Consider the following 19549-nt stretch of genomic DNA (forward strand, 5'->3'; position numbering starts at 1 on the left):
GTCAGGTCCCGGACAGCGCGAGCATCCGATAGCCCGACTCGTTGAGCGAGTGGTGGTGCGGCCAGCGGGTCGCGGTCCACTCCGGATCGTTGTGAGCGGCCACCAGCGCGGCGGTCGTCGCCGAGTGCAGATCGAACTCGAGTCCGCGGCGTAGTTGGCGTGCCTCGCCGGGGTCGGGTGCGGCGTCGATCTGTTCGATCGTGGCCGCGACCCGGGCGTCGGCGTCGTCGAGGATCCGGCGGTACGACATCGGCAGCACCGTCCACAGCACGACGACGGCGACGACGACGCCGATCACCGTCTCGAGCAGACGGTCGCGGGTCACTCCGGTCAGGTCGTCCGGCGACCCGAGCCCGCCGAGCAGCAGGGCGAGGATCGTGATGAACACCATCGCCAGTCCGTAGTTGCGGACGAGGTACGCCTGGATTCCTGCCATCGACGCGGCCAGCACGAGCACGAGCGTCACGCCGTTCGGGTCGATCGGGGTCAGCGCGGCGAGGATCACCAGGCCCAGCACGGTTCCCGCGAAGCGGTGCACGGCTCGATAGGTACCCAGGATTCGGTCCGGGCCCTGGTGCAGGATCATCGCGGCGGTGATGACCGCCCAATCCGGCCGGGCGACACCGAGAACCATTGCGAGGGCCCCGGCCGCAGGACACGCGACGAGCAGGCGCACGACGATGAGCGCCGACCGGCCCCGCAGGTGTGCCGCCCGGCCGAGCCGGAATCGGATGGTCGGGCGCGGGGCAGGGACTCGTCGCGACAGATCCTCGGCGTCGGCATCGAGAATCGCCGCGCTGCCGTGCAACAACGAGACGCAGCGGTCCTGGGCTGCGAGCAGATCCCGGGTGTGGGGGTGATCCCGGGCGGCGATGCCGGCGTCGTGCAGACACTGCCATGCCGCGTGGACGGCCTTGACGGCTGCGTGCCGCCGCGCCGCCGATCCCTGATCGTGGTCGAAGGCATCGACCGCCGCGATCGCCGATGCGATCGCCGCGCGTTCGGGTGTGCGCGGCCGCAGCAGGCACCCCGACATCGCGATGGGCACCGCGGTGGCCGCTCCGACCGCGGTCCAGGCGACGACGTGGCCGGCGGGAACACCGGCCGCGGGCAACGCCGACGCGATCTCCACGGCGAGCAGCGGGAGGAACGCGCCCGGTGCACCGATCCGGAGCGCGTCGACCGTGAAAGCGGCAACGGCCACGAACACCGACATCGCGAGCACCAGCGCCATCGGCCACAGTGCGGACCCGCCCGAGGCGGCCGCATCGTGGACCGCGCTGCCGACGACCGCGCCGAGGGCGGCCGCGACCACCATCACGCCCGCAGCCGCCGAGACCGCCCGCCACCGCACCCGGTACGGCCGGCCCTCGCCGTACACCACCGCGAAGGCGCCGAGCGTCGCCGTCGCGGCCGCCAGGTCGTGGCCGAGCGCGATCCCGGCGAGAGCGGGCAGGGCGACGGCCACGGCCGCCCGCATCGTCCCCGGCCAGTGTCGTCCGACCCGCGGCACGCGCACCAGCGCGGGCCACGCGCGGGCCGGCGTGGGAATCGGGGGAGGGACTTCGATCGACACGGCTGCTTACGTTACGAAACGATCCGGGCAGTGATCGAATCAGACAAAACGGCGCCCTCGGTCGGTGCCCGCGGGCACCGGTGACGGGAGTCCGTTCGGATGGTGTGTGCCGGGGCGTGCGCGAGCCTCCCCGCCTTCGTGATTCCTCCCCTCATCGGACCGGATCGGAGTTAAATAGATTCGGCCAGGCGCAAGGGATTTCGACACGAGCAAGCACAGCCAAGTCCACCGCCCACCCGCACCGGTCCGGTGCCACCTGCGGGAGGCAGATCGTTTCGGGGATGCGCGATGAACGAAGCAGCCTTGGGAGTCCACGCGAGCGGTAGCAAGCCCGCCGTGACCCGACCGGAACCGTCCGAACCGATCGACGACGACTCGGGTGGCGGTCTCGATGTCAGCGGTGCCGGCGTCACCTTGCCGACACTGCTCGCGGTCGCGCGACTGACGCCCCCGCAGGCCGCGCAGCTGGTCGCGGACCTGGTCGGGCAGGTCGAACTCGCGGGCACGCGCCGGGGCCGCCCGGTGACATTGCAAGACGACGCCGTCATGGTGTCCGACGGTGGACGGCTCACGATCGACGGCGTCACGTCCCGCATCGAAGTGGACGACGCGATCGTCGGCCTGATCCGGAGTATCGCGACCAATTGCCGGGGGTCGGGTTTCGGTGACCTTCTGTCCGAATCCGTTTCGGGTGCAACGGATCCGGAAGGACTGATTCGCCGGGTTCGTCGGGTGATCGATCCCGAGCTCGACCCGGTCGGCGAGTCCCGGCGGAGGCGTCAGATCGGCGAACTCGTCCGGGCGACGACGGGACGGTCGCGGCCGGGAAGTCGGGCAGTGGACGATCGGGAAGCTTCGACCGATGTACCGGACGGTCCGTCCGTGCCGGCCGGATCGCTCGTGACGAGTACCGGTTGGTATCCGCCGGTCCGAAGCCCCTGGCACAGTCGTCGGCGTCGGCCTTCCCGTCGTCAGGGCCTGTACGTCGTGCTTGCCCTCGTCGTTCTCGCCGGGTCGGCCGCGGCGGCTCCGCGCGCCTGGGACCAGTTGAGCCGGGGCTGGGACGCCTTGGTCCATCCGGTGAACACCTCGTCCGCGCAGAACCGCATCGAGCCGGTGTCGCCGCCGCCGCCCGCGCCGGCGGACCCGGCCGCGGGAGGCGGTGTCGCGCCGGCGCTCGTCGACATGGGTGCTCCGCCCGCCGCTGGTCAGATAACCAGGGTCACAGCAAGTTTCGCCGACGGGTCGTGCAGCCCCGGCAAGCCGTGCGCGGTACGGGTGGACGTCGGTCTCGATCCGTCGACGGTCGGTGCGGTCACCTGGAAGCTGAACGTTTACGACCGGTGCACCGGTGAGGTGCGCGAGGGCGGGGACGTCACCATCCCGGCCGAGCCGGGGCGGGACGGTGTCTACGGTCTGAGCCGGACCACGCTGCCGGACGCTTCCGCCCTGGGCATCGCCGCGGTCACGAGCGCGCCGGCGGTCGCCGCGTCGGAGCCGCTGTACGTGCCCGCCGAGAACGCGGTCTGCCGATGAGCGGCGACGGCGGCCGGGTGCGGGGACACGATCGCGAGTCCGACCCCTGGATCGTTGCGGCGGCGGTCGTCCTCGCGGTCCTCGGCCTGCTCAACCTGGTCTCGATCGGGTTCACGTCGCAGGCGATCCGCCATGCGTTGTTCACCGTGATCGGACTCGGGTTGATGTGGGTCGTCTCGCGCATGCGGGTGAACAATCTGGCCCGGTTCGGATGGGTGACCCTCGGGGTCTCGGTCGTGATGCTGGCGGCCGTGCCGCTCGTCGGCGTCGCGGTCAAGGGCGCTCAGCGATGGCTGGACTTCGGCCTGTTCACCGTTCAGCCGTCCGAGATCGCCAAGCTCGGTCTGGTCGTGGTGTCGGCAACCATCCTGGCCGGCGGCTACACGTTCGGCCGGTTGACGGCGGCGTTGGCGATCGCGGGTGCCGTCGTGGCACTCGTCGCGTTGCAACCCGACCTGTCGAGTGCCGTGGTGCTCGTCGCGATCGCGCTGTTGATGCTGGTCCTGGCAAGGGTGCCGGCGGCGCCGCTGATGCCGTTGTTCGCGCTGGGGATCGCCGCGCTGCCCATCGCCGTGCTCTTCCTCCGCCCGTACCAGCTCGAACGGATCCAGACGTTCATCTCGAGCGATGCCGATCCGAGCGGGTCGGGTTGGGCGTCGATGCAGGCCGACATCGCGATCGGCAGCGGTGGTCTGTGGGGCCTGGCGCGCGACCCCATCTACGACCTGCGAGCGGCCTACCTTCCCGAAGCCGAGCACGACCTCGCGTTCGCGAGCGTCGTGTACGGGTGGGGGCTGTTCGCCGGTATCGCCGTCATCGCGGCCAGCCTGGTGATCACGTGGCGTGCCGCGCTCGCCGCGCGCCGCGCCCGGACCCGGGAAGCCGCACTCGTGGCGGCGGGCGTCGGCGGGCTGTTCGGGATCCACGCGGTGCTGTCCATCGGGGCGAGTCTGTCGGTGCTGCCCCAGACCGGCATGCCGCTCCCGATGTTCAGCTACGGCGGCACCGTCGCGGTCGTCGGATTCGTCGCGATCGGGCTCGTGCTCGCGGTGCGCCGCGACGGTGTCGGCCGGCCGCTGTGGTCGCAGCCGTCCACCCGTCGGCGCCGGCCGCGGGGCGTCACGGCGGGTTCCCTCGCGGTCACCGCGCTCCTCGTGGCGATGTCGGTGTTCGCCTGGCAGTTGCAGAGCGACCGCGGTCCGGAATTGCGCGCGTTGAGCGATACCCAGATGACCCGCTGCATCCGTCTGCCCGCCGAACGGGGCGAGATCCTGGACCGGAACGGTGTGCCGCTGGCGACCAACGTTCCCGAGTACTCCATCTCGGTGGTCAGTCGTATGTTCGACGAGGACGACTCCGGGGAGCGCAGCTTGCTTGCCGGGCTGCTGGGTGAGCCCGACACCGAGCTGGCGACAACCCTGGCGGACGGCGGCGAAGGGGAGATGCAGGCCGTCGTCGGCCAGGTTCCGCCCGATCAGGCGCGTCGGATCATCGATGCGAAGCTGCCCGGCGTGCTCGTCGTCCCCTCCGGGAAGCGGCACTATCCGTACGGCACCACACTCGCCTCCGTCCTCGGCTACGTCGGCGTCGGTGATCCGCAGGACATGGAACGTTGGCCGCAGCTCGCACTCGGGTCGAGGGTCGGCCGAGCGGGTCTCGAGAAGCAGTACGACGCGCTGCTCCGCGGCACCGACGGCAGGCAGTGCGTCTACGTCGATCCCGCCGGAAACCTGGTCGGACCCGCCGAGCGCGTGGATCCGGTACCGGGCCACGACCTGCGCCTCCATCTGGACATCGGGCTGCAGACCCTGGCGACGGATGCACTGGCCCAGGCGGTCCGCAGCAGCGGAGGCGACCTCGGCGCGGCGGTGGTGATGGACGCGCGCACCGGTGGGGTGCTCGCGCTCGCCAGCGTGCCCGGGTACGACAACAATGTCTACGGTCCCCCCGTCGACGCCGTCGCGCTGGCCGCCCAGACCGAGGGCGCCGGGCCCGGACGGATGCTCAACCACGCCTACCAGACCGCCGCGCCGCCCGGCTCGACCTTCAAGATCGTCGTGGCGTCGGCGAACCAGGAGGATCAGGTTCTGGACCCGGAGCAGGTGATCGAGACCGGCGCCGCCTACAGCTACGGCGGGCACACGTTCGCGAACTGGCAGCCGATGGGGCCCAACAAACTGTTGGGCGCGATCCAGTGGTCGGACAACGTGTACTTCTACAAGCTCGGCGAGCTCCTCGGTCCCGAGCGGATGGCGAAGACCGCCTCCGAACTCGGAGTGGGCAGCCGATCCGGGATCGACCTGCCCGGCGAGTCCGCGGGGTTCCTGGGCACACCGGAGAACGTCGGCGACATCGGTGGCACCTGGTATCCCGGCTCGACGCTGTTGATGGGTATCGGGCAGGGCACGGTGATCGCAACCCCGATCCAGGTGGCGCGGTGGACGTCCGGCATCGCGACCGGAGCGATCGTCACCCCGCAGCTCGCCGCCGCCGATGCGACCGGCGACGGGGCACCGATTCCGACGGGGGAGCCGCAGCGGCTTCCCTTCGCCGACAAGCTCGGTCCCGTCCGCGCGGGGATGCGGGCATCCGCCTCCGCAGGCACGGCCGGACAGCTCGCCACGCTGCCGGTGACGGCCGGCGCCAAGACCGGCACGGCGGAGGATCCGTCGGCGCCAGGCGGTCTCAACGCCTGGTTCTCCGCGGTGGTGCCCTTCGAGTCCCCCGAAATCGTTGTCACGGCGCTGGTTCGTGGCGGTGGATTCGGATCGGCGACGTCCGGTCCCGTGGTCAAGGCGCTCCTGGAGCGTTACCTCGCGGGGCGACCGGCACCGGCGCCGGGTCGGTGATAGCTGTTGTGGGTGATCCCCCGCTGCGGATCGGACGCTGCGGGGGATCAGAGGATGTGGGAGATCAGCCGCTGTAGGCGGCGACGACCTCGGGGTGATCCAGGCAGGCCGTGGCGCCTTCGGCGACGCATGTGAGCGGTCGCTCGGCGGTCTTCACCGGGAGACCGAACGATTCTTCGAACAGTTGGGACAGCCCGCGGAGCATCGCTCCGCCTCCGATCATCAGGACGCCTTCGGACATGACGTCGCTGATCGCTTGCGGGGGAAGGTCTTCCAGGCAGGCGGTCAGCGTCTGCACGATTCCGGTCGTGGTCGGTCGTAGCGCTTCCACGATCTCCTCGACGTCGAGTGAGATCAGTCGTGCGCGGCCTGTGACGGCGTCGAGTCCCTCCACCACGAGCGACTGTTCGTCGGCTGTGTCGGGTGCGCCCATCTTGGCGCGCTCCGCGGTCAGCTCGCCGACCATGATCTGGTGCTCCTCGCGCAGGTAGTGGTGCAGCGCCTCGGTCAGTTCCTCCCCGGCCAGTTGGCAACTGCGGTGCGAGATCACGCCGCCGAAACAGATGGCGGTGACCTCCGAGACACCGCCTCCGACGCTCACGACGAGATGGGCGCGAGCCTCGAGTGGATTGACCCCGCACCCGAGTGCACCCGCCACCGGTTCCGGGATCAGCCCGACCTTGCGCAGGCCGACCTCGTGCCCGACCTCGAGCAGTGCGCGGCGCTCGAGTGGGGTGGCCCCGGCGGGCGCCGAGAAGACGGCCGTCGGCCGTCGACCGTACCGTCGGTGTGGGGCGACCTGCTCGATGACGGCCGTGACGAATGCCCGGGCCGACTCCAGATCCACGATCACCCCGTCACGCATGGGGCGAACCTGTGTGATGCCCGCAGGTGTGCGGCCGACGAGGTTGCGCGCATCCTGGCCGATCGCGAGGGCCCGGTGCGGATCTTTGTTCCGAACCAGCATGAAAGACGGTTCGTTCAGGACGATTCCGCCGTCCAGGGTTCCGACGACAGTGTTCGTAGTTCCGAGATCGATGCCAAGTCCACGCACGTCGGCCTCCCGAAGGGAATCGAACGAGATGGGTTAGATGCTACGCATGCAGTCGACGTTCATGGCCGGTTTCGCGAGGCAGTGCTCGGTGCGGTGGGCGATTCGCGAGCATTTTTGCGAAGTGTGCCGGATCTTCCAACTCACCGACCTCCGCGAGAAGCGCGGTGCCGTAGAGCAATTCGTCGGTCTCGGCGAGGCTCGGGTCGTCGGTGCCCTCGGGGTGCGCAGCCCGTAGCCCCCACCAGCGGGTGCGTCGGGTTGAGTTCGAGGATCCGCTTGAAGTGCGGGACCTCCTGGCCCGAGGCTCGGTACATGCGCTCGAGCGCGGGCGTCATGGCGAACTCGTCACCGACGATGCACGCGGGGGATTCGGTGAGGAAATCGTGACCGAGCGTGACACCGACGAGACCCGGCAGCGTCACGGCGACGGCGCCCCGCGCCGTTCCCGGCCAGCGGCGGCCGTCCCTCTGTACCCGAACCAGCGCGGGCCACGCCCGGGGCCGGCGTCGGGATCGGTGGAGTTGATCCCCGGTGTTCTTCGATCGACACGAAGACTCAGGGTGCGAAGCGGACGTCAGCGGTTGGTCGGCGGGCCGACTCGGCTTGCCCGGCGCCGCGGCCGAATCAACCACGCCGCGCCGCGTCCGCACTCGTAATGCTAATTCCACCTTCCGTTGCCTGAGTGAGATGTTAGATTTCCTTCGCCTATATGCAAGGGGGGCGCCCACCCATTCAGTCGGGGTCTGGTGGAGTTCGCGCAGGGTAATGGCGGCGCCATGATTTCTATGTCTTCATGCGATTAGGCGGAATGTCAATAGATTGTTGCGCAGGCCAATCGAGGAAGGTCGTACAGCTATGCCAACCCACAGGGCTACAAACGTCCGCACTCTGAAGATGAAGACCCGCATCATGATTGCCGCGACGGCGGCCGCCGCGCTGGCGATCGGTTCGTCCGCAGTCGGGCAGGCTGCCCCTGCCGAACCTGGCGCCGGCGCTGGCAGGGACGCCGGAAACGCCGGACTGGGGAGTCTTGGGGCAGCGATGGATCTGCAAGGACTCGCTGACCTGGCGTTGAGCAGCCTCGGCCTCGGCAGTTCCGGCGCTGCGCCTGACGCACGTGGCGGCGGTGAGCATGGCGGCGGTGAGCATGAGGGTGGGGGCGGCGAGGGCAGTCTCGACAAGGGCAGCCTCGGGAAGGGCAGTCTCGGTAGTGAGCATGGGGGCAGCGGGGGCGAGGGCAGTCTCGACAAGGGCAGTCTCGAGAGTTTCGGTAGTGAGCATGAGGGCGGGGGCGGCGAGGGCAGTCTCGACAAGGGCAGCCTCGGTAGTGAGCATGGGGGCAGCGGGGGCGAGGGCAGTCTCGACAAGGGCAGCCTCGGTAGTGAGCAGGGGGGGCAGCGGGGGCGAGGGCAGTCTCGACAAGGGCAGTCTCGAGAGTTTCGGTAGTGAGCATGAGGGCGGGGGCGGCGAGGGCAGTCTCGACAAGGGCAGCCTCGGTAGTGAGCATGGGGGGCAGCGGGGGCGAGGGCAGTCTCGACAAGGGCAGCCTCGGTAGTGAGCATGGGGGCAGCGGGGGCGAGGGCAGTCTCGACAAGGGCAGCCTCGGTAGTGAGCATGGGGGCAGCGGGGGCGAGGGCAGCCTCGACAAGGGCAGCCTCGGTAGTGAGCATGGGGGCAGTCTCGGGAAGGGCAGCCTCGGCAGCATCGTGGATCTCGGAAGTTCGGACCTGGGCAGTTTGTTCTTGCCGTTGCTCGGTAGCTCCGGAGGCGCCGGCGGCAGCGCTCTGCTCGGCAGTGCCTTACTCGGTAGCGCCGGACTGGGCAGCTTGTTCGTCGGCTCCGGCGGCTCCGGCGGCTCCGGCGGCTCCGGCGGACCGGGTGGACCGGGTGGGCCGGGTGGGCCGGGTGGGCCGGGTGAAGAAGGGGGACCTGGCGGCCCGGGTGAGGAGGGTGGACCCGGCGGGCCGGGTGAGGAGGGTGGACCCGGCGGCCAGGGAGGCCCGGGCGGGGAAGCGCTTCCAGCTGCGCCGCACGGTGGAGGGCAAATCGGTGTTGTCCCCGTCGGTAGCGTCGAAGCGGGCGGCAAGGGGACGCCCGACGACGCCGCTGGCAACGCATTGCTCATCGGTGGCGTACTGCTCCTCGCAGCGGCGGCGGGTACGACGGCGGCCGAGAGGCATCGTCGTCGGTCGTAGGGGCACGACCCTCGCCGGAGGGACCAGACAGGCCGTCGCCGGTACCACCGAGACGACGGCCTGTCTGGTCTCGGCGTTTCACCGTCCCACCAGCAGCCGGCACCACCGCACGATCTGGGGGGCGTTATCCGCCCTCTCGGTCGTTTGATTTGAGTGCTGATTCGAATTCACTCCGAAACCGCGGTCCAGGATTGTCGTGACAGTGCAGCGAGAAATTGCCGGTATTTGCCGAACCTCGCGCGCATGCGGCCGGTGATATCGGATGAATTACATCACTTGGAATTATGATTCCTTTAATGATTGATTCGTCCGGTTGGTTGCGATCCCGTATTCGGGGAACCGGGTAGTGGGTGTGAAAAGCATGCCGGCGGGGCTTCGCATGTGGTTCGGTGTCCGGTGCTCTGCGACGCGGACGCCCACGGAACGGCACCCGCGGGAGTGGAACTCCCGCGGGCGCGCTGAGCCGTGATCCGGTCCCCCGAAATCGTTGTCACGGCGCTGGTTCGTGGCGGTGGATTCGGATCGGCGACGTCCGGTCCCGTGGTCAAGGCGCTCCTGGAGCGTTACCTCGCGGGGCGACCGGCACCGGCGCCGGGTCGGTGATAGCTGTTGTGGGTGATCCCCCGCTGCGGATCGGACGCTGCGGGGGATCGGAGGATGTGGGAGATCAGCCGCTGTAGGCGGCGACGACCTCGGGGTGATCCAGGCAGGCCGTGGCGCCTTCGGCGACGCATGTGAGCGGTCGCTCGGCGGTCTTCACCGGGAGACCGAACGATTCTTCGAACAGTTGGGACAGCCCGCGGAGCATCGCTCCGCCTCCGATCATCAGGACGCCTTCGGACATGACGTCGCTGATCGCTTGCGGGGGAAGGTCTTCCAGGCAGGCGGTCAGCGTCTGCACGATTCCGGTCGTGGTCGGTCGTAGCGCTTCCACGATCTCCTCGACGTCGAGTGAGATCAGTCGTGCGCGGCCTGTGACGGCGTCGAGTCCCTCCACCACGAGCGACTGTTCGTCGGCTGTGTCGGGTGCGCCCATCTTGGCGCGCTCCGCGGTCAGCTCGCCGACCATGATCTGGTGCTCCTCGCGCAGGTAGTGGTGCAGCGCCTCGGTCAGTTCCTCCCCGGCCAGTTGGCAACTGCGGTGCGAGATCACGCCGCCGAAACAGATGGCGGTGACCTTCGAGACACCGGCCGGCGCCGAGAAGACGGCCGTCGGCCGCCGACCGTACCGCCGGTGCGGGGCGACCTGCTCGATGACGGCCGTGACGAATGCCCGGGCCGACTCCAGATCCACGATCAAGGCGTTTCGCGACAAGGACCTCGAAGCCGACACATCGGATCTGCACATCGAGCTCGACACCGACGCCCGCACTCTCACGGTGCGCTACAGCGGCATCGGCATGTCCCGCGACGAGGTGATCGACCTGATCGGCTCCCTTGTCAATACCGGGACCGCCGAATTGCGCTACTACACGGCGCTTCGCGCTGAAGGCGGCGAGCTGGAGCACCCTGCGCACTTCGCGAAGCCTGCTCGCGAACCGAGCTCGAGCTTGTCGAGCGCGTCGGACGCGTTGGAGGCGAGCGCGCGGAGGGAGGTACCCCGTCGCACATGGGGCGAACCTGTGCGATGCCTTGTCTTTGTTGGAGTACACCGAATGGATCATCAGATCCAGGATCTGGCGAGTCTCGGTTTGGAAGCGGATTCGTAACTGGCACAAACCACTCCAAACCCCAGAATGCGGCAAATCGCATATGGCAATTTCGGCTTCCGCTACCCAATCGAAATGCTAGGTTGACTTCGCCTACACGCATGTGAGGCGTCAACCGTCAGTCGGGGGTCTGGCGGAGTTTCGTAGGGGCGATGGTTGCGTTTCAATGAATTTGATTGCATGCGGTTTGGGCGGATCGTCTTAAATTCTGCATAGGTCAATCGAGGAGGTCGTGAAACAATGCCAACCCACGGGAGCGGAAATCCCCGCACTCTGAAGATGAAGACCCGCATCATGATTGCCGCGACGGCGGCCACCGCGCTCACGGTCGGCGCGCTTGCGGTCGGGCACGCTGATCCTGAATCTGGAAGCCATGGATCAGTGGAATCCCTCGCCGCCCCGGTGTCGGGCAGCCTCGACGGCTCCGGAAGTCACGATGGCAGCTCTGGCAGCAAGGACGGCAGCCACGATGGCAGTTCCGGCGGCAGCCTGGGGAGCCTCGCTTCCGGTAGCAAGGATGGCAGCAATGAGGGGAGCCATGACGGCAGTTCCGAAGGCAGCCACGATGGCAGTTCCGATGGCAGCCTGGGGAGCCTCGGTTCCGGTAGCAAGGACGGCAGCAATGACGGGGGCCACGGTGGCAGCCTGGGGAGCCTCGCTTCCGGTAGCAAGGATGGCAGCAATGAGGGGAGCCATGACGGCAGTTCCGAAGGCAGCCACGATGGCAGTTCCGATGGCAGCCTGGGGAGCCTCGCTTCCGGTAGCAAGGATGGCAGCAATGAGGGGAGCCATGACGGCAGTTCCGAAGGCAGCCACGACGGCAGTTCCGATGGCAGCCTGGGGAGCCTCGGTTCCGGCAGCAAGGACGGCAGCAATGAGGGGAGCCATGACGGCAGTTCCGAAGGCAGCCACGATGGCAGTTCCGATGGCAGCCTGGGGAGCCTCGGTTCCGGCAGCAAGGACGGCAGCAATGAGGGGAGCCATGACGGCAGTTCCGATGGCAGCCTGGGGAGCCTCGGTTCCGGCAGCAAGGACGGCAGCAATGAGGGGAGCCATGACGGCAGTTCCGATGGCAACCTCGGGAGCCTAGGGGCCCTGGGGAGCCTCGGCGCACTGGGAAGCCTCGGAGCCCTGGGGAGCCTCGGGGCCCTGGGAAGCCTCGGTTCAGGCAGCCACGACGGCAGTATGGATGGCAGCCACGACGGCAGTAAGGATGGCAGCCACGACGGCAGTAAGGATGGCAGTAAGGATGGCAGCCACTGGGGGTGACCGTTTTTGAATTGCTTCGTAGGCCTATCCCGAAGGTCATGAAGCGATGTCAATTCACGGGAGGGGGAAATCTCCCGCACTCCGACGATGAGGACCCGCATCATGTTTGCTGCGACGGCGGCCGCGCTCGCGATCATCGCGCCTGCGGTCGGACAGGCTGATCCTGTCGACCTCATGAGGAAATGAATTTCTCCCCAATGGTGCCGGCGGTTTGTTGCCTTGCCTCGTGCGACAACAAACTGCCGGCACCAGCGTTTCACGCTGATGCGAGCCGAGCGGAACTTTGATCGTTTGATCGTTTGATCGTTCCGCGGCCGCAATTGTTTCGATGCACAACGCGCCCGCGGGAGCAGGACTCCCGCGGGCCGCTGCCTCGAGTTGATAACGCGTCTAGATGGTGCGTGCCAGGCGGTTCGCGAGCATCTTCGCGAAGTGCGCCGGATCCTCCAACTCGCCGCCCTCCGCGAGAAGTGCGGTGCCGTAGAGCAATTCGGCGGTCTCCGCGAGGCTCGGGTCGTCGCCGCGCTCGGCGTGCGCAGCCCGTAGACCCTCCACCAGCGGGTGCATCGGGTTGAGTTCGAGGATCCGCTTGAAGTGCGGGACCTCCTGGCCCGACGCCCGGTACATGCGCTCGAGCGACGGCGTCATGCCGAATTCGTCGCCGACGATGCAGGCAGGGGAGTCGGTCAGCCGAGTCGACAGGCGCACCTGCTTGACGTGGTCGTCGAGGGTGGAGGTGAGCCAGCCGAGGACGTCGGCGAACTGCTTGTCCTGTTCCTCGCGCTTGGCTTCGGCGTCCTTCTTCTCGTCCTCGGTGTCGAGATCGACCTCGCCCTTCGCGATGGACTGGAGCGGCTTGCCGTCGAACTCGGGGACCGACGTCACCCACATCTCGTCGACCGGGTCCGTGAGGAGCAGCACCTCGAGGCCGCGGGCGCGGAAGGCCTCCATGTGCGGCGACGCCTCGAGCTGCTGGCGGGACTCGCCGGTGAGGTAGTAGATCTGCTCTTGGCCGTCCCTCATCCGCTCGACGTACTGCGCCAGCGTGGTCTGTTCGTCCTCGCTGTGCGTCGACGGGAACGAGGAGATCTCGAGCAGGGTGTCGCGGTTGTCGAAGTCCGACAGCAGACCCTCCTTGAGGACCCGGCCGAACTGCGACCACACGGTCCGGTACTTGTCCCGCGACGTGTCGTCATCGTGCGTCATCATTTCGCGGATAGTGGTGAGGACCTTCTTGGTGAGCCGGCGCCGGATCGCCCGGATCTGCCGGTCCTGCTGCAGGATCTCGCGGGAAACGTTGAGCGACAGGTCCTGTGCATCCACGACACCCTTGACGAAGCGCAGGTACTCGGGCATGAGTTCCTCGCAGTCGTCCATGATGAAGACACGCTTGACGTACAGGTGGATGCCGGCGCGGTGCTCGCGCGAGAACAGATCGAACGGCGCGTGCGACGGGATGAACAGCAGCGCCTGGTACTCGAACGTGCCCTCCGCCTTCATCGGGATGACCTCGAGCGGGTCGTCCCACGAGTGGCTGACGTGCTTGTAGAACTCGTTGTACTCGTCGTCGGAGACCTCGCTGCGGGGCCGGGCCCACAGCGCCTTCATCGAGTTGAGCGTCTCGGTCTCGACGACGGTCTTCGGGGCGTCGTCGGTGTCGTCTGCATCGTCACTGCTCTTCGGGGCCGGCTTCTCGACGTCCATCCGGATCGGGTACGCGATGAAGTCCGAGTACCGCTTGACGATTTCGCGGAGCTTGCGCTCGGCCGCGTAGTCGTACAGGTGGTCGTCGACGTCCTCCGGCTTGAGGTGCAGCGTCACCGATGTGCCCTGCGGGGCGTCGTCGACGGTCTCGATCGTGTACGTGGACTCGCCGCTCGAGACCCACCGCGTCGCGTGGCTCTCGCCGGCCTTGCGGGTCAGCAGCGTGACCTTGTCGGCGACCATGAATGTCGAGTAGAAGCCGATACCGAACTGACCGATCAGTTCTTCGGAGGCGGCGGCGTCCTTCGCCTCGCGCAGCTTGCGGCGCAGCTCGGCGGTGCCCGACCTGGCGAGCGTGCCGATGAGGTCGATCACCTCGTCGCGCGACATGCCGATGCCGTTGTCGCGCACCGTCAGCGTGCGCGCCTCCGTGTCGACGTCGAGCTCGATGTGCAGGTCGGAGGTGTCGGCCTCGAGGTCCTTGTCGCGGAACGCCTCGAGCTTCAGCTTGTCGAGTGCGTCCGACGCGTTGGAGACGAGCTCCCGGAGAAAGGTGTCCTTGTTGGAGTACACCGAGTGGATCATCAGATCCAGAATCTGGCGAGTCTCCGTCTGGAACTCGCGTTGTTCGATACCTGTGGTCATTCCTGGTTCCCTTCGGCAGCAGAACGTTCGACGCAAATGTTAGGACGAGGCCCGTGGTTTCCGCGAGGAAGGGCGACACCGACGTATCTTGGAATCGGGCTTTCCGCGTCCGGACCCCGAGCGCTCGGGCTCTGTTGCAGCGCGTCGACCTGGGCGGAGGGACTGAGATGGCGCCTTCCGCGACAGCACACCCTCTTCGCGGCCGTGAACAGGGAAATCTGCCCGAGGACGTCAGCAGCTTCGTGGGCCGCAGTTTCGAGGTGAAGGAGACGCGGCGGTTGCTGTCCGAATCGCGCCTCGTGACGCTGACCGGCCTCGGCGGGGTCGGTAAGACGCGACTGGCTCTCCGGGTCGCAAGGGATGCGCAGCGGACATTCGTCGACGGAACCTGGTTCGTCGACCTGAGCGAGCTCCACGATGCCGACCAGCTGGCGCAGGCAGTGGCGAGCACCCTGGGACTTCAGGACTGGTCGGTTCGGTCACCGCAGTCGGTGTTGATCGATCACCTGGCAGACCGGCGAACCCTCCTGTTACTCGACAACTGTGAGCATCTCGTAGGTCCTGTTGCCGCACTGGTGCAGACGCTGCTCAGGGCCTGCCTCGGATTGTCCGTGCTGGCGACGAGCCGTGAACCCCTCGGCATCGGCGGCGATGCGGTGGCCCTGTTCGAGCAGAGAGCCAGGGCCGTGGTGCCCGGATTCCGGCTCACCACCGAGAACAGCGCCACGGTCGCCCGGATCTGTGCGCGACTCGGGGGCCTGCCCCTGCCGATCGAGCTGGCGGCGGCCCGGCTCCGAGCGCAGTCCGTCGATCAGCTGCTCGAACGACTCGACGACCGCCTCCGCCTGCTGACCCGGGGCGACCGCACCACACCGAGCCGCCAGCAGACCCTGCGGCTGTGTATCGACTGGAGCTACGGCCTGTGCACCGATCGAGAACAGCGGTTGTGGGCTCGCCTGTCGGTGTTCGCCGGCAGCGTCGCGCTCGACGCGATAGAGGGCGTCGTGGCGGACGACGGAGTAGACGGTGACCTGCTCGACGTCGTGACGTCCTTGGCCGACAAGTCCATCCTGATCCGGGAGGAGGTGGATGCGGCCGTGCGCTCGGCTTCGCCTGGTGCTTCGACGAACTCGCGTGGACCGCTGGCACGGAACGGCCCGAGCGGGCCGCGATGTTACTGGGCGCGTCCGACGCCCTGTTCACGGCGACCGGCAGCCCGTCGGCAACCTTCCAGGCCCTGGTCTCCTATCACGACGCGTGCGTGCGGGCGGCGCGTGAGGTGCTCGGGGACAAGGTATTCGATGCAACACTCGAGCGAGGAATGGCCATGAACCTCGACGAGGTCGTCGCCTGGGCCCTGGACTAGCGGAGACCGGAGACGCCGCTGCCGTCGCCCGCCGGTAGCAGCGCCACGCTGACCCCGCGCGAACGGTAGGTGGCCGCACCCCGTGGCCGAGGGCATGACGAACAAGGCGATCGCCGAGCGACTGGTGATCGCTCCGCGCACAGTGGAGGGACATGTCGAGCACATACGCGACAAGCTGGGATTCAACTCGCGCGCACAGATCGCTGCCTGGACCGTCGAGAATCAGGCGGACGGTTGATCTCCGGCGACCGGCACCGGTCGGTCCCGACCCAGGACCGGCCCGTCGATCGCGCAGAAGCTGTGGCACAGACCGGTGACGATCCGGTGCGCGCGTTCGGGGTCGAACCAGCGGTCGACGTGCGCCCAGTGGTAGGGGTGGGTCATGTAGGGGCCGGTCAGCCCGTCCACGCTCGCGTACTCCTGTTCCCACACGTGGGTCCACCGGGTGCCGCACGACTCCCGCACGCGGCTCAGTTGGGAGGCGCCGATCGACGGTATGTAGTCCGGCATCGCGGCCGTCTCGGCCTCGAACTGCGCCACCAGGTCGGGATCCGTCGCGGGGTCGACCGCGACCAGCAGCGTCCGGTAGACCGTGGGCGTCGACGCGACGCTCGCCGGTCGCACGGCGCCGGTGTAGGTGACGCCGTCGATCTGGTCGACGGTCGGAACCCACAACAGGAAGTCCACGGCGTTCTCGACGCCGCGCCAGTCCGATTCGCTGTCGAACCGGAACTTGGCGACGAGGTCCCCGCCACGGATCCCACCCGGCAGGGTCGGCCGGACGAGGACGCTGCGGGCGTGCGGTTCGACGGCGTCGCGCAGGCCCGCGACCACGGCGTCACGTGCGGCGTCGTCGGCGGTGTCCGTGAAGCTGATCAACCTGATGACCTCAAACATCGGTCACCACCGGAAGATCCGCGGCGGCGCAGGCAGTGGAGCGTCGACGGCTGGTCAGCGACCGGTCGGCGGACGCCCACCACTGCGCCACGTCCGGGTCCCGGCCCGCGGCCCACCGCTGCTGCCACCAGGCGTCGGCGCCGTGGACCGTCCAGGTGACGGTCACGGTGTTCGACTGGTCGTCGAGCCAGACCGGTGGGCTGACGAGGATGCGGTCGAGGGTGAGGCCGCGTGCACGGGCACCGGGTGCGTACTCCTCGAGGTACGACGCGAGGAACGCGCGGCCTTGTCCGGGCGCGACCACCATCTCGTCGACGACGTAGACGACCGGCTCCAGGGTCTCAGCGGTCTCGGGGGAGGTCACGGGCTACACCTTCTGGGTGAGACCGGCGTCGACCACCAGTTCGGTGCCGGTGACGAAGCGGGACTCGTCGCACGCCAGGAACAGCACCGCGTTACTCACGTCCACGGCGTCGACCCACGGTACGGGGATCAGGTTCCGATCCGACAAAGCTTGCCTCGCATCGGCTTCGGTCGGTGCAGCGAGATCGGGACGTAGTCGCGCGATCGCCTCGGCGGCGAGTGGCCGCCCGCTGCCCACCGCGCCCGGATGCACCGAGTTGACGCGGATCGAGCGCGGACCCAGTTCGATCGCCAGCGTGCGCGCCAGACCGACGGCGCCGTGCTTGGCGGCCGCGTAGTGCGCGCGGTTCGCGTTCCCGCGGATGCCGGCGGTGGAACCGACCACGACCACCGATCCGCCGTCGGGCATGTGAGGAACGAAGGCGCGCACCGTGTTCCAGACGCCGCTGAGATTGATGTCGAGGGATCGCTGCCACGTCAACTCGTCGATGGTCAGGGCCGGGCCGGGGGCGTCGCACAGCCCCGCGTTGGCGACTACGACATCGACGCGTCCGAACTCGGCCACCGCGGCGTCGGCGGCGGCGCGCAGGGCGGCGACGTCCCGGACATCGGCGGTGCGGGTCAGGACCCGGCGCCCCGCCGGGACGCTCGCGGCGGTCTCTGCCAGGGCCTGCTCCGACAAGGTGCCCGGCAGGTCCAGCGCGACCACGTCGGCGCCCTCGTCGGCCAGCCTCCGGACGTGGACCCGGCCCGTACCGTTTCCTGCCCCGGTGACCACTGCCACCTTGCCGGTCATGCGACCCGCCACGCGCGTCATCCAACTCCCTCCGTAGTGCTCGGACAGGACGCTAGGGCCCCGCCGAGCGGGGTGCCTACGGCCGATTCCACGGAGCGGGAGGGTCCGCCACCGCCCGGGTGCGACCGGCGCGGTAGCGTTTTCCCGACAGCTACGGAGGTGCACCGATGACACGGGTCTTTCTCGTCGACGATCACGAGATCGTGCGGCGCGGACTGGTGGATCTGCTGGGCAGCGCGCCTGACCTCACTGTGGTCGGCGAGGCCGCCTCGGTGGGGGAGGCGCTGGCCCGGATCCCGTCCAGCGGCGCCGACGTCGCGGTGCTCGATGTCCGGCTGCCCGACGGCAACGGCGTGGAACTGTGCCGCGACCTGCGGGCCGTGCTGCCCGACCTGCGCTGCCTGATGCTCACGTCGTACGCCGACGACGAGGCCCTGTTCGACGCCGTCATGGCCGGCGCGTCGGGTTTTGTGCTCAAGCAGATCCTCGGCACCGACCTGATCTCGGCCGTGCGGACGGTCGGCGCGGGCGGCTCGCTCCTCGACAGCCGCGCCACGGCCGCCCTGATGCAGCGGATCCGCTCCGAGCGCACCACCGACCCGCTCGCGGAGCTGTCCGACCAGGAACGCGCGGTCTTCGACCTCATCGGACAGGGTCTGACGAACCGGGAGATTGCCGAGCGCCTGTTCCTCGCGGAGAAGACGATCAAGAACTACGTCTCGCGCCTGCTCGCCAAGCTCGGCATGCAGCGGCGCACCCAGGCGGCCGTCCTCGCCACGGAGCTGCGGAACAGCCGGCGCCGCTAGGTACGGGGTGCCGGACTTCGATCCCAGCTGAGTGTCGGCTGTCCCCGCTACTCTCCTACGGTCGCGATCAACAAGGTCGGACTCGTGGACGAATGGAGCGATGATGGGCATCCAGGGATGCGGCGAGAGCGGAACCCCCGATGGTGCAGAAGCAGCGGTGACGAGTATTCCTGCACCGCTGCTTCGGGATTACCGCCACATCGGAGGAATCGAATCAATCGCGGTCGACGGTCATCGGTACTTCTTCGGCTACGACTTCAGTGAAGATCTGGTGCTTTCCCCACTGATCGACGACAACGAACTCATGTCGGTCTTCGCGGAGGCGCACATGGAGCAGCGGGACGGCCTGCACGATCGCGAGTACTGGCGGGATCTCGTTGATGGATCACTCGAATTCTCAGGGTTGGCGGAGCCGGAATCTTGCTCCTTCGAGTCCGACCAACTGCGCTTGATCGTCACCTCGCTGAAGAATATTGCCGAAACCGGAGTGCCGGCGCCTGACTTCGACTACCCCTATCACCTGAGATTCCTGTTGTCCTCCGCCGGGCAGTGGGAAGAGCAATTCACCGCAACCGAAGAGGGCATGACGGCCCTCCAGGGCATCGAGAGCTCTGCCGGAGGGGCCACGCTCGAGCAGATCGCTCGGGATGTTCTCCTCGAGACTCGGAATGCGATGAATGTTGCTGGAGGAAACTGGGCAGAGGTCTTCGACGCCCTCGGCCAATGACACCTCGCGGTACTGCTCCCTGACGTCGAAGCCACCCAACTGACGCAACGTGGGACG

The 19549-nt window shown here is 68.1% G+C and carries 14 protein-coding genes and 5 pseudogenes; 10 read left to right on the forward strand and 9 right to left on the reverse strand.

Going from position 1 to position 19549, the window contains the following annotated elements:
• Position 1: 1 nt before the first annotated feature.
• The gene (locus tag HUN07_RS06675) at positions 2–1480 is read right to left on the reverse strand and encodes an FUSC family protein (protein WP_254622953.1); all 1479 of its coding nucleotides are present in this window, start codon (positions 1478–1480) and stop codon (positions 2–4) included.
• A gap of 384 nt (positions 1481–1864) precedes the next feature.
• Here HUN07_RS06675 and HUN07_RS06680 point away from each other — a divergent pair, with 384 nt between their 5' ends.
• The gene (locus HUN07_RS06680; RefSeq protein WP_174908688.1) at positions 1865–3112 is read left to right on the forward strand and encodes a hypothetical protein; all 1248 of its coding nucleotides are present in this window, start codon (positions 1865–1867) and stop codon (positions 3110–3112) included.
• Positions 3109–5961 carry an FtsW/RodA/SpoVE family cell cycle protein gene (locus tag HUN07_RS06685; RefSeq protein WP_174908689.1) on the forward strand — a complete coding sequence of 951 codons (2853 nt, stop codon included), beginning with the start codon at positions 3109–3111 and terminating at the stop codon, positions 5959–5961. The genes HUN07_RS06680 and HUN07_RS06685 overlap by 4 nt, the downstream gene beginning before the upstream one ends.
• A 64-nt stretch (positions 5962–6025) precedes the next feature.
• Here HUN07_RS06685 and HUN07_RS06690 read toward each other — a convergent pair whose 3' ends face one another.
• Together HUN07_RS06690 and HUN07_RS06695 are read right to left on the reverse strand one after the other, a co-directional pair.
• Complete coding sequence (locus HUN07_RS06690; protein ID WP_114718132.1) at positions 6026–7015, reverse strand: rod shape-determining protein; 990 nt, start codon at positions 7013–7015, stop codon at positions 6026–6028.
• Between the two features lie 40 nt (positions 7016–7055).
• Positions 7056–7392, reverse strand: a pseudogene (locus HUN07_RS06695) (hypothetical protein); the annotation flags it as partial.
• A 517-nt stretch (positions 7393–7909) separates the two neighbouring features.
• On the opposite strand from HUN07_RS06695, the gene HUN07_RS06700 reads away from it, so the two are divergent.
• Both HUN07_RS06700 and HUN07_RS06705 read left to right on the forward strand, forming a co-directional pair.
• Entirely contained in the window at positions 7910–8461 is a 552-nt protein-coding gene (locus HUN07_RS06700; protein WP_174908691.1) for a hypothetical protein, read from the forward strand.
• Between the two features lie 59 nt (positions 8462–8520).
• The gene (locus tag HUN07_RS06705; RefSeq protein ID WP_174908693.1) at positions 8521–9210 is read left to right on the forward strand and encodes a hypothetical protein; all 690 of its coding nucleotides are present in this window, start codon (positions 8521–8523) and stop codon (positions 9208–9210) included.
• Between the two features lie 667 nt (positions 9211–9877).
• Here HUN07_RS06705 and HUN07_RS06710 read toward each other — a convergent pair.
• Positions 9878–10519 (reverse strand): annotated as a pseudogene (locus tag HUN07_RS06710) (rod shape-determining protein); the annotation flags it as partial.
• On the opposite strand from HUN07_RS06710, the pseudogene HUN07_RS26865 reads away from it, so the two are divergent.
• A pseudogene (locus HUN07_RS26865) lies at positions 10506–10676 on the forward strand (hypothetical protein); the annotation flags it as partial. The pseudogenes HUN07_RS06710 and HUN07_RS26865 sit on opposite strands and share 14 nt — an antisense overlap.
• A gap of 74 nt (positions 10677–10750) precedes the next feature.
• On the opposite strand, the pseudogene HUN07_RS27580 reads toward HUN07_RS26865, so the two are convergent.
• Positions 10751–10874, reverse strand: a pseudogene (locus HUN07_RS27580) (hypothetical protein); the annotation flags it as partial.
• 324 nt (positions 10875–11198) lie between these two features.
• Between HUN07_RS27580 and HUN07_RS06720 the strand changes: the two are divergent.
• On the forward strand, positions 11199–12188 hold the full coding sequence (locus HUN07_RS06720; RefSeq protein ID WP_174908694.1) for a hypothetical protein: 990 nt from the start codon (positions 11199–11201) through the stop codon (positions 12186–12188).
• Positions 12189–12578: 390 nt separating this feature from the next.
• On the opposite strand, the gene htpG is transcribed toward HUN07_RS06720, so the two are convergent.
• Positions 12579–14537, reverse strand: coding sequence for a molecular chaperone HtpG (gene htpG / locus HUN07_RS06725; protein ID WP_174908696.1), 1959 nt, complete (start codon positions 14535–14537; stop codon positions 12579–12581).
• 167 nt (positions 14538–14704) lie between these two features.
• Here htpG and HUN07_RS06730 point away from each other — a divergent pair.
• Positions 14705–15640, forward strand: a pseudogene (locus HUN07_RS06730) (ATP-binding protein); the annotation flags it as partial.
• A gap of 345 nt (positions 15641–15985) precedes the next feature.
• A complete protein-coding gene (locus HUN07_RS27395) occupies positions 15986–16141 on the forward strand; it encodes a response regulator transcription factor (protein ID WP_368077035.1) in 156 nt (51 codons plus the stop codon).
• Here HUN07_RS27395 and HUN07_RS06735 read toward each other — a convergent pair.
• Genes HUN07_RS06735 through HUN07_RS06745 form a run of 3 tightly spaced genes read right to left on the reverse strand, consistent with a single transcriptional unit; the run spans position 16126 to position 17959 of the window.
• A complete protein-coding gene (locus tag HUN07_RS06735; RefSeq protein WP_174908698.1) occupies positions 16126–16800 on the reverse strand; it encodes a Dabb family protein in 675 nt (224 codons plus the stop codon). The genes HUN07_RS27395 and HUN07_RS06735 overlap by 16 nt on opposite strands.
• Positions 16793–17107 (reverse strand): hypothetical protein, encoded by a 315-nt coding sequence (locus HUN07_RS06740; protein ID WP_114718523.1) that lies wholly within the window; start codon positions 17105–17107, stop codon positions 16793–16795. Before HUN07_RS06740 ends, HUN07_RS06735 begins: the two co-directional genes overlap by 8 nt.
• 60 nt (positions 17108–17167) lie before the next feature.
• Entirely contained in the window at positions 17168–17959 is a 792-nt protein-coding gene (locus HUN07_RS06745; protein WP_174914502.1) for an SDR family oxidoreductase, read from the reverse strand.
• 167 nt (positions 17960–18126) lie between these two features.
• Between HUN07_RS06745 and HUN07_RS06750 the strand changes: the two genes are divergently transcribed.
• Positions 18127–18765 (forward strand): response regulator, encoded by a 639-nt coding sequence (locus HUN07_RS06750; protein ID WP_114718137.1) that lies wholly within the window; start codon positions 18127–18129, stop codon positions 18763–18765.
• Positions 18766–18865: 100 nt separating this feature from the next.
• On the forward strand, positions 18866–19492 hold the full coding sequence (locus tag HUN07_RS06755; protein ID WP_254622824.1) for a hypothetical protein: 627 nt from the start codon (positions 18866–18868) through the stop codon (positions 19490–19492).
• The last annotated feature ends 57 nt before the right edge of the window (positions 19493–19549 follow it).

The sequence above is a fragment of the Rhodococcus sp. W8901 genome (assembly GCF_013348805.1).
Classification (GTDB): domain Bacteria; phylum Actinomycetota; class Actinomycetes; order Mycobacteriales; family Mycobacteriaceae; genus Prescottella.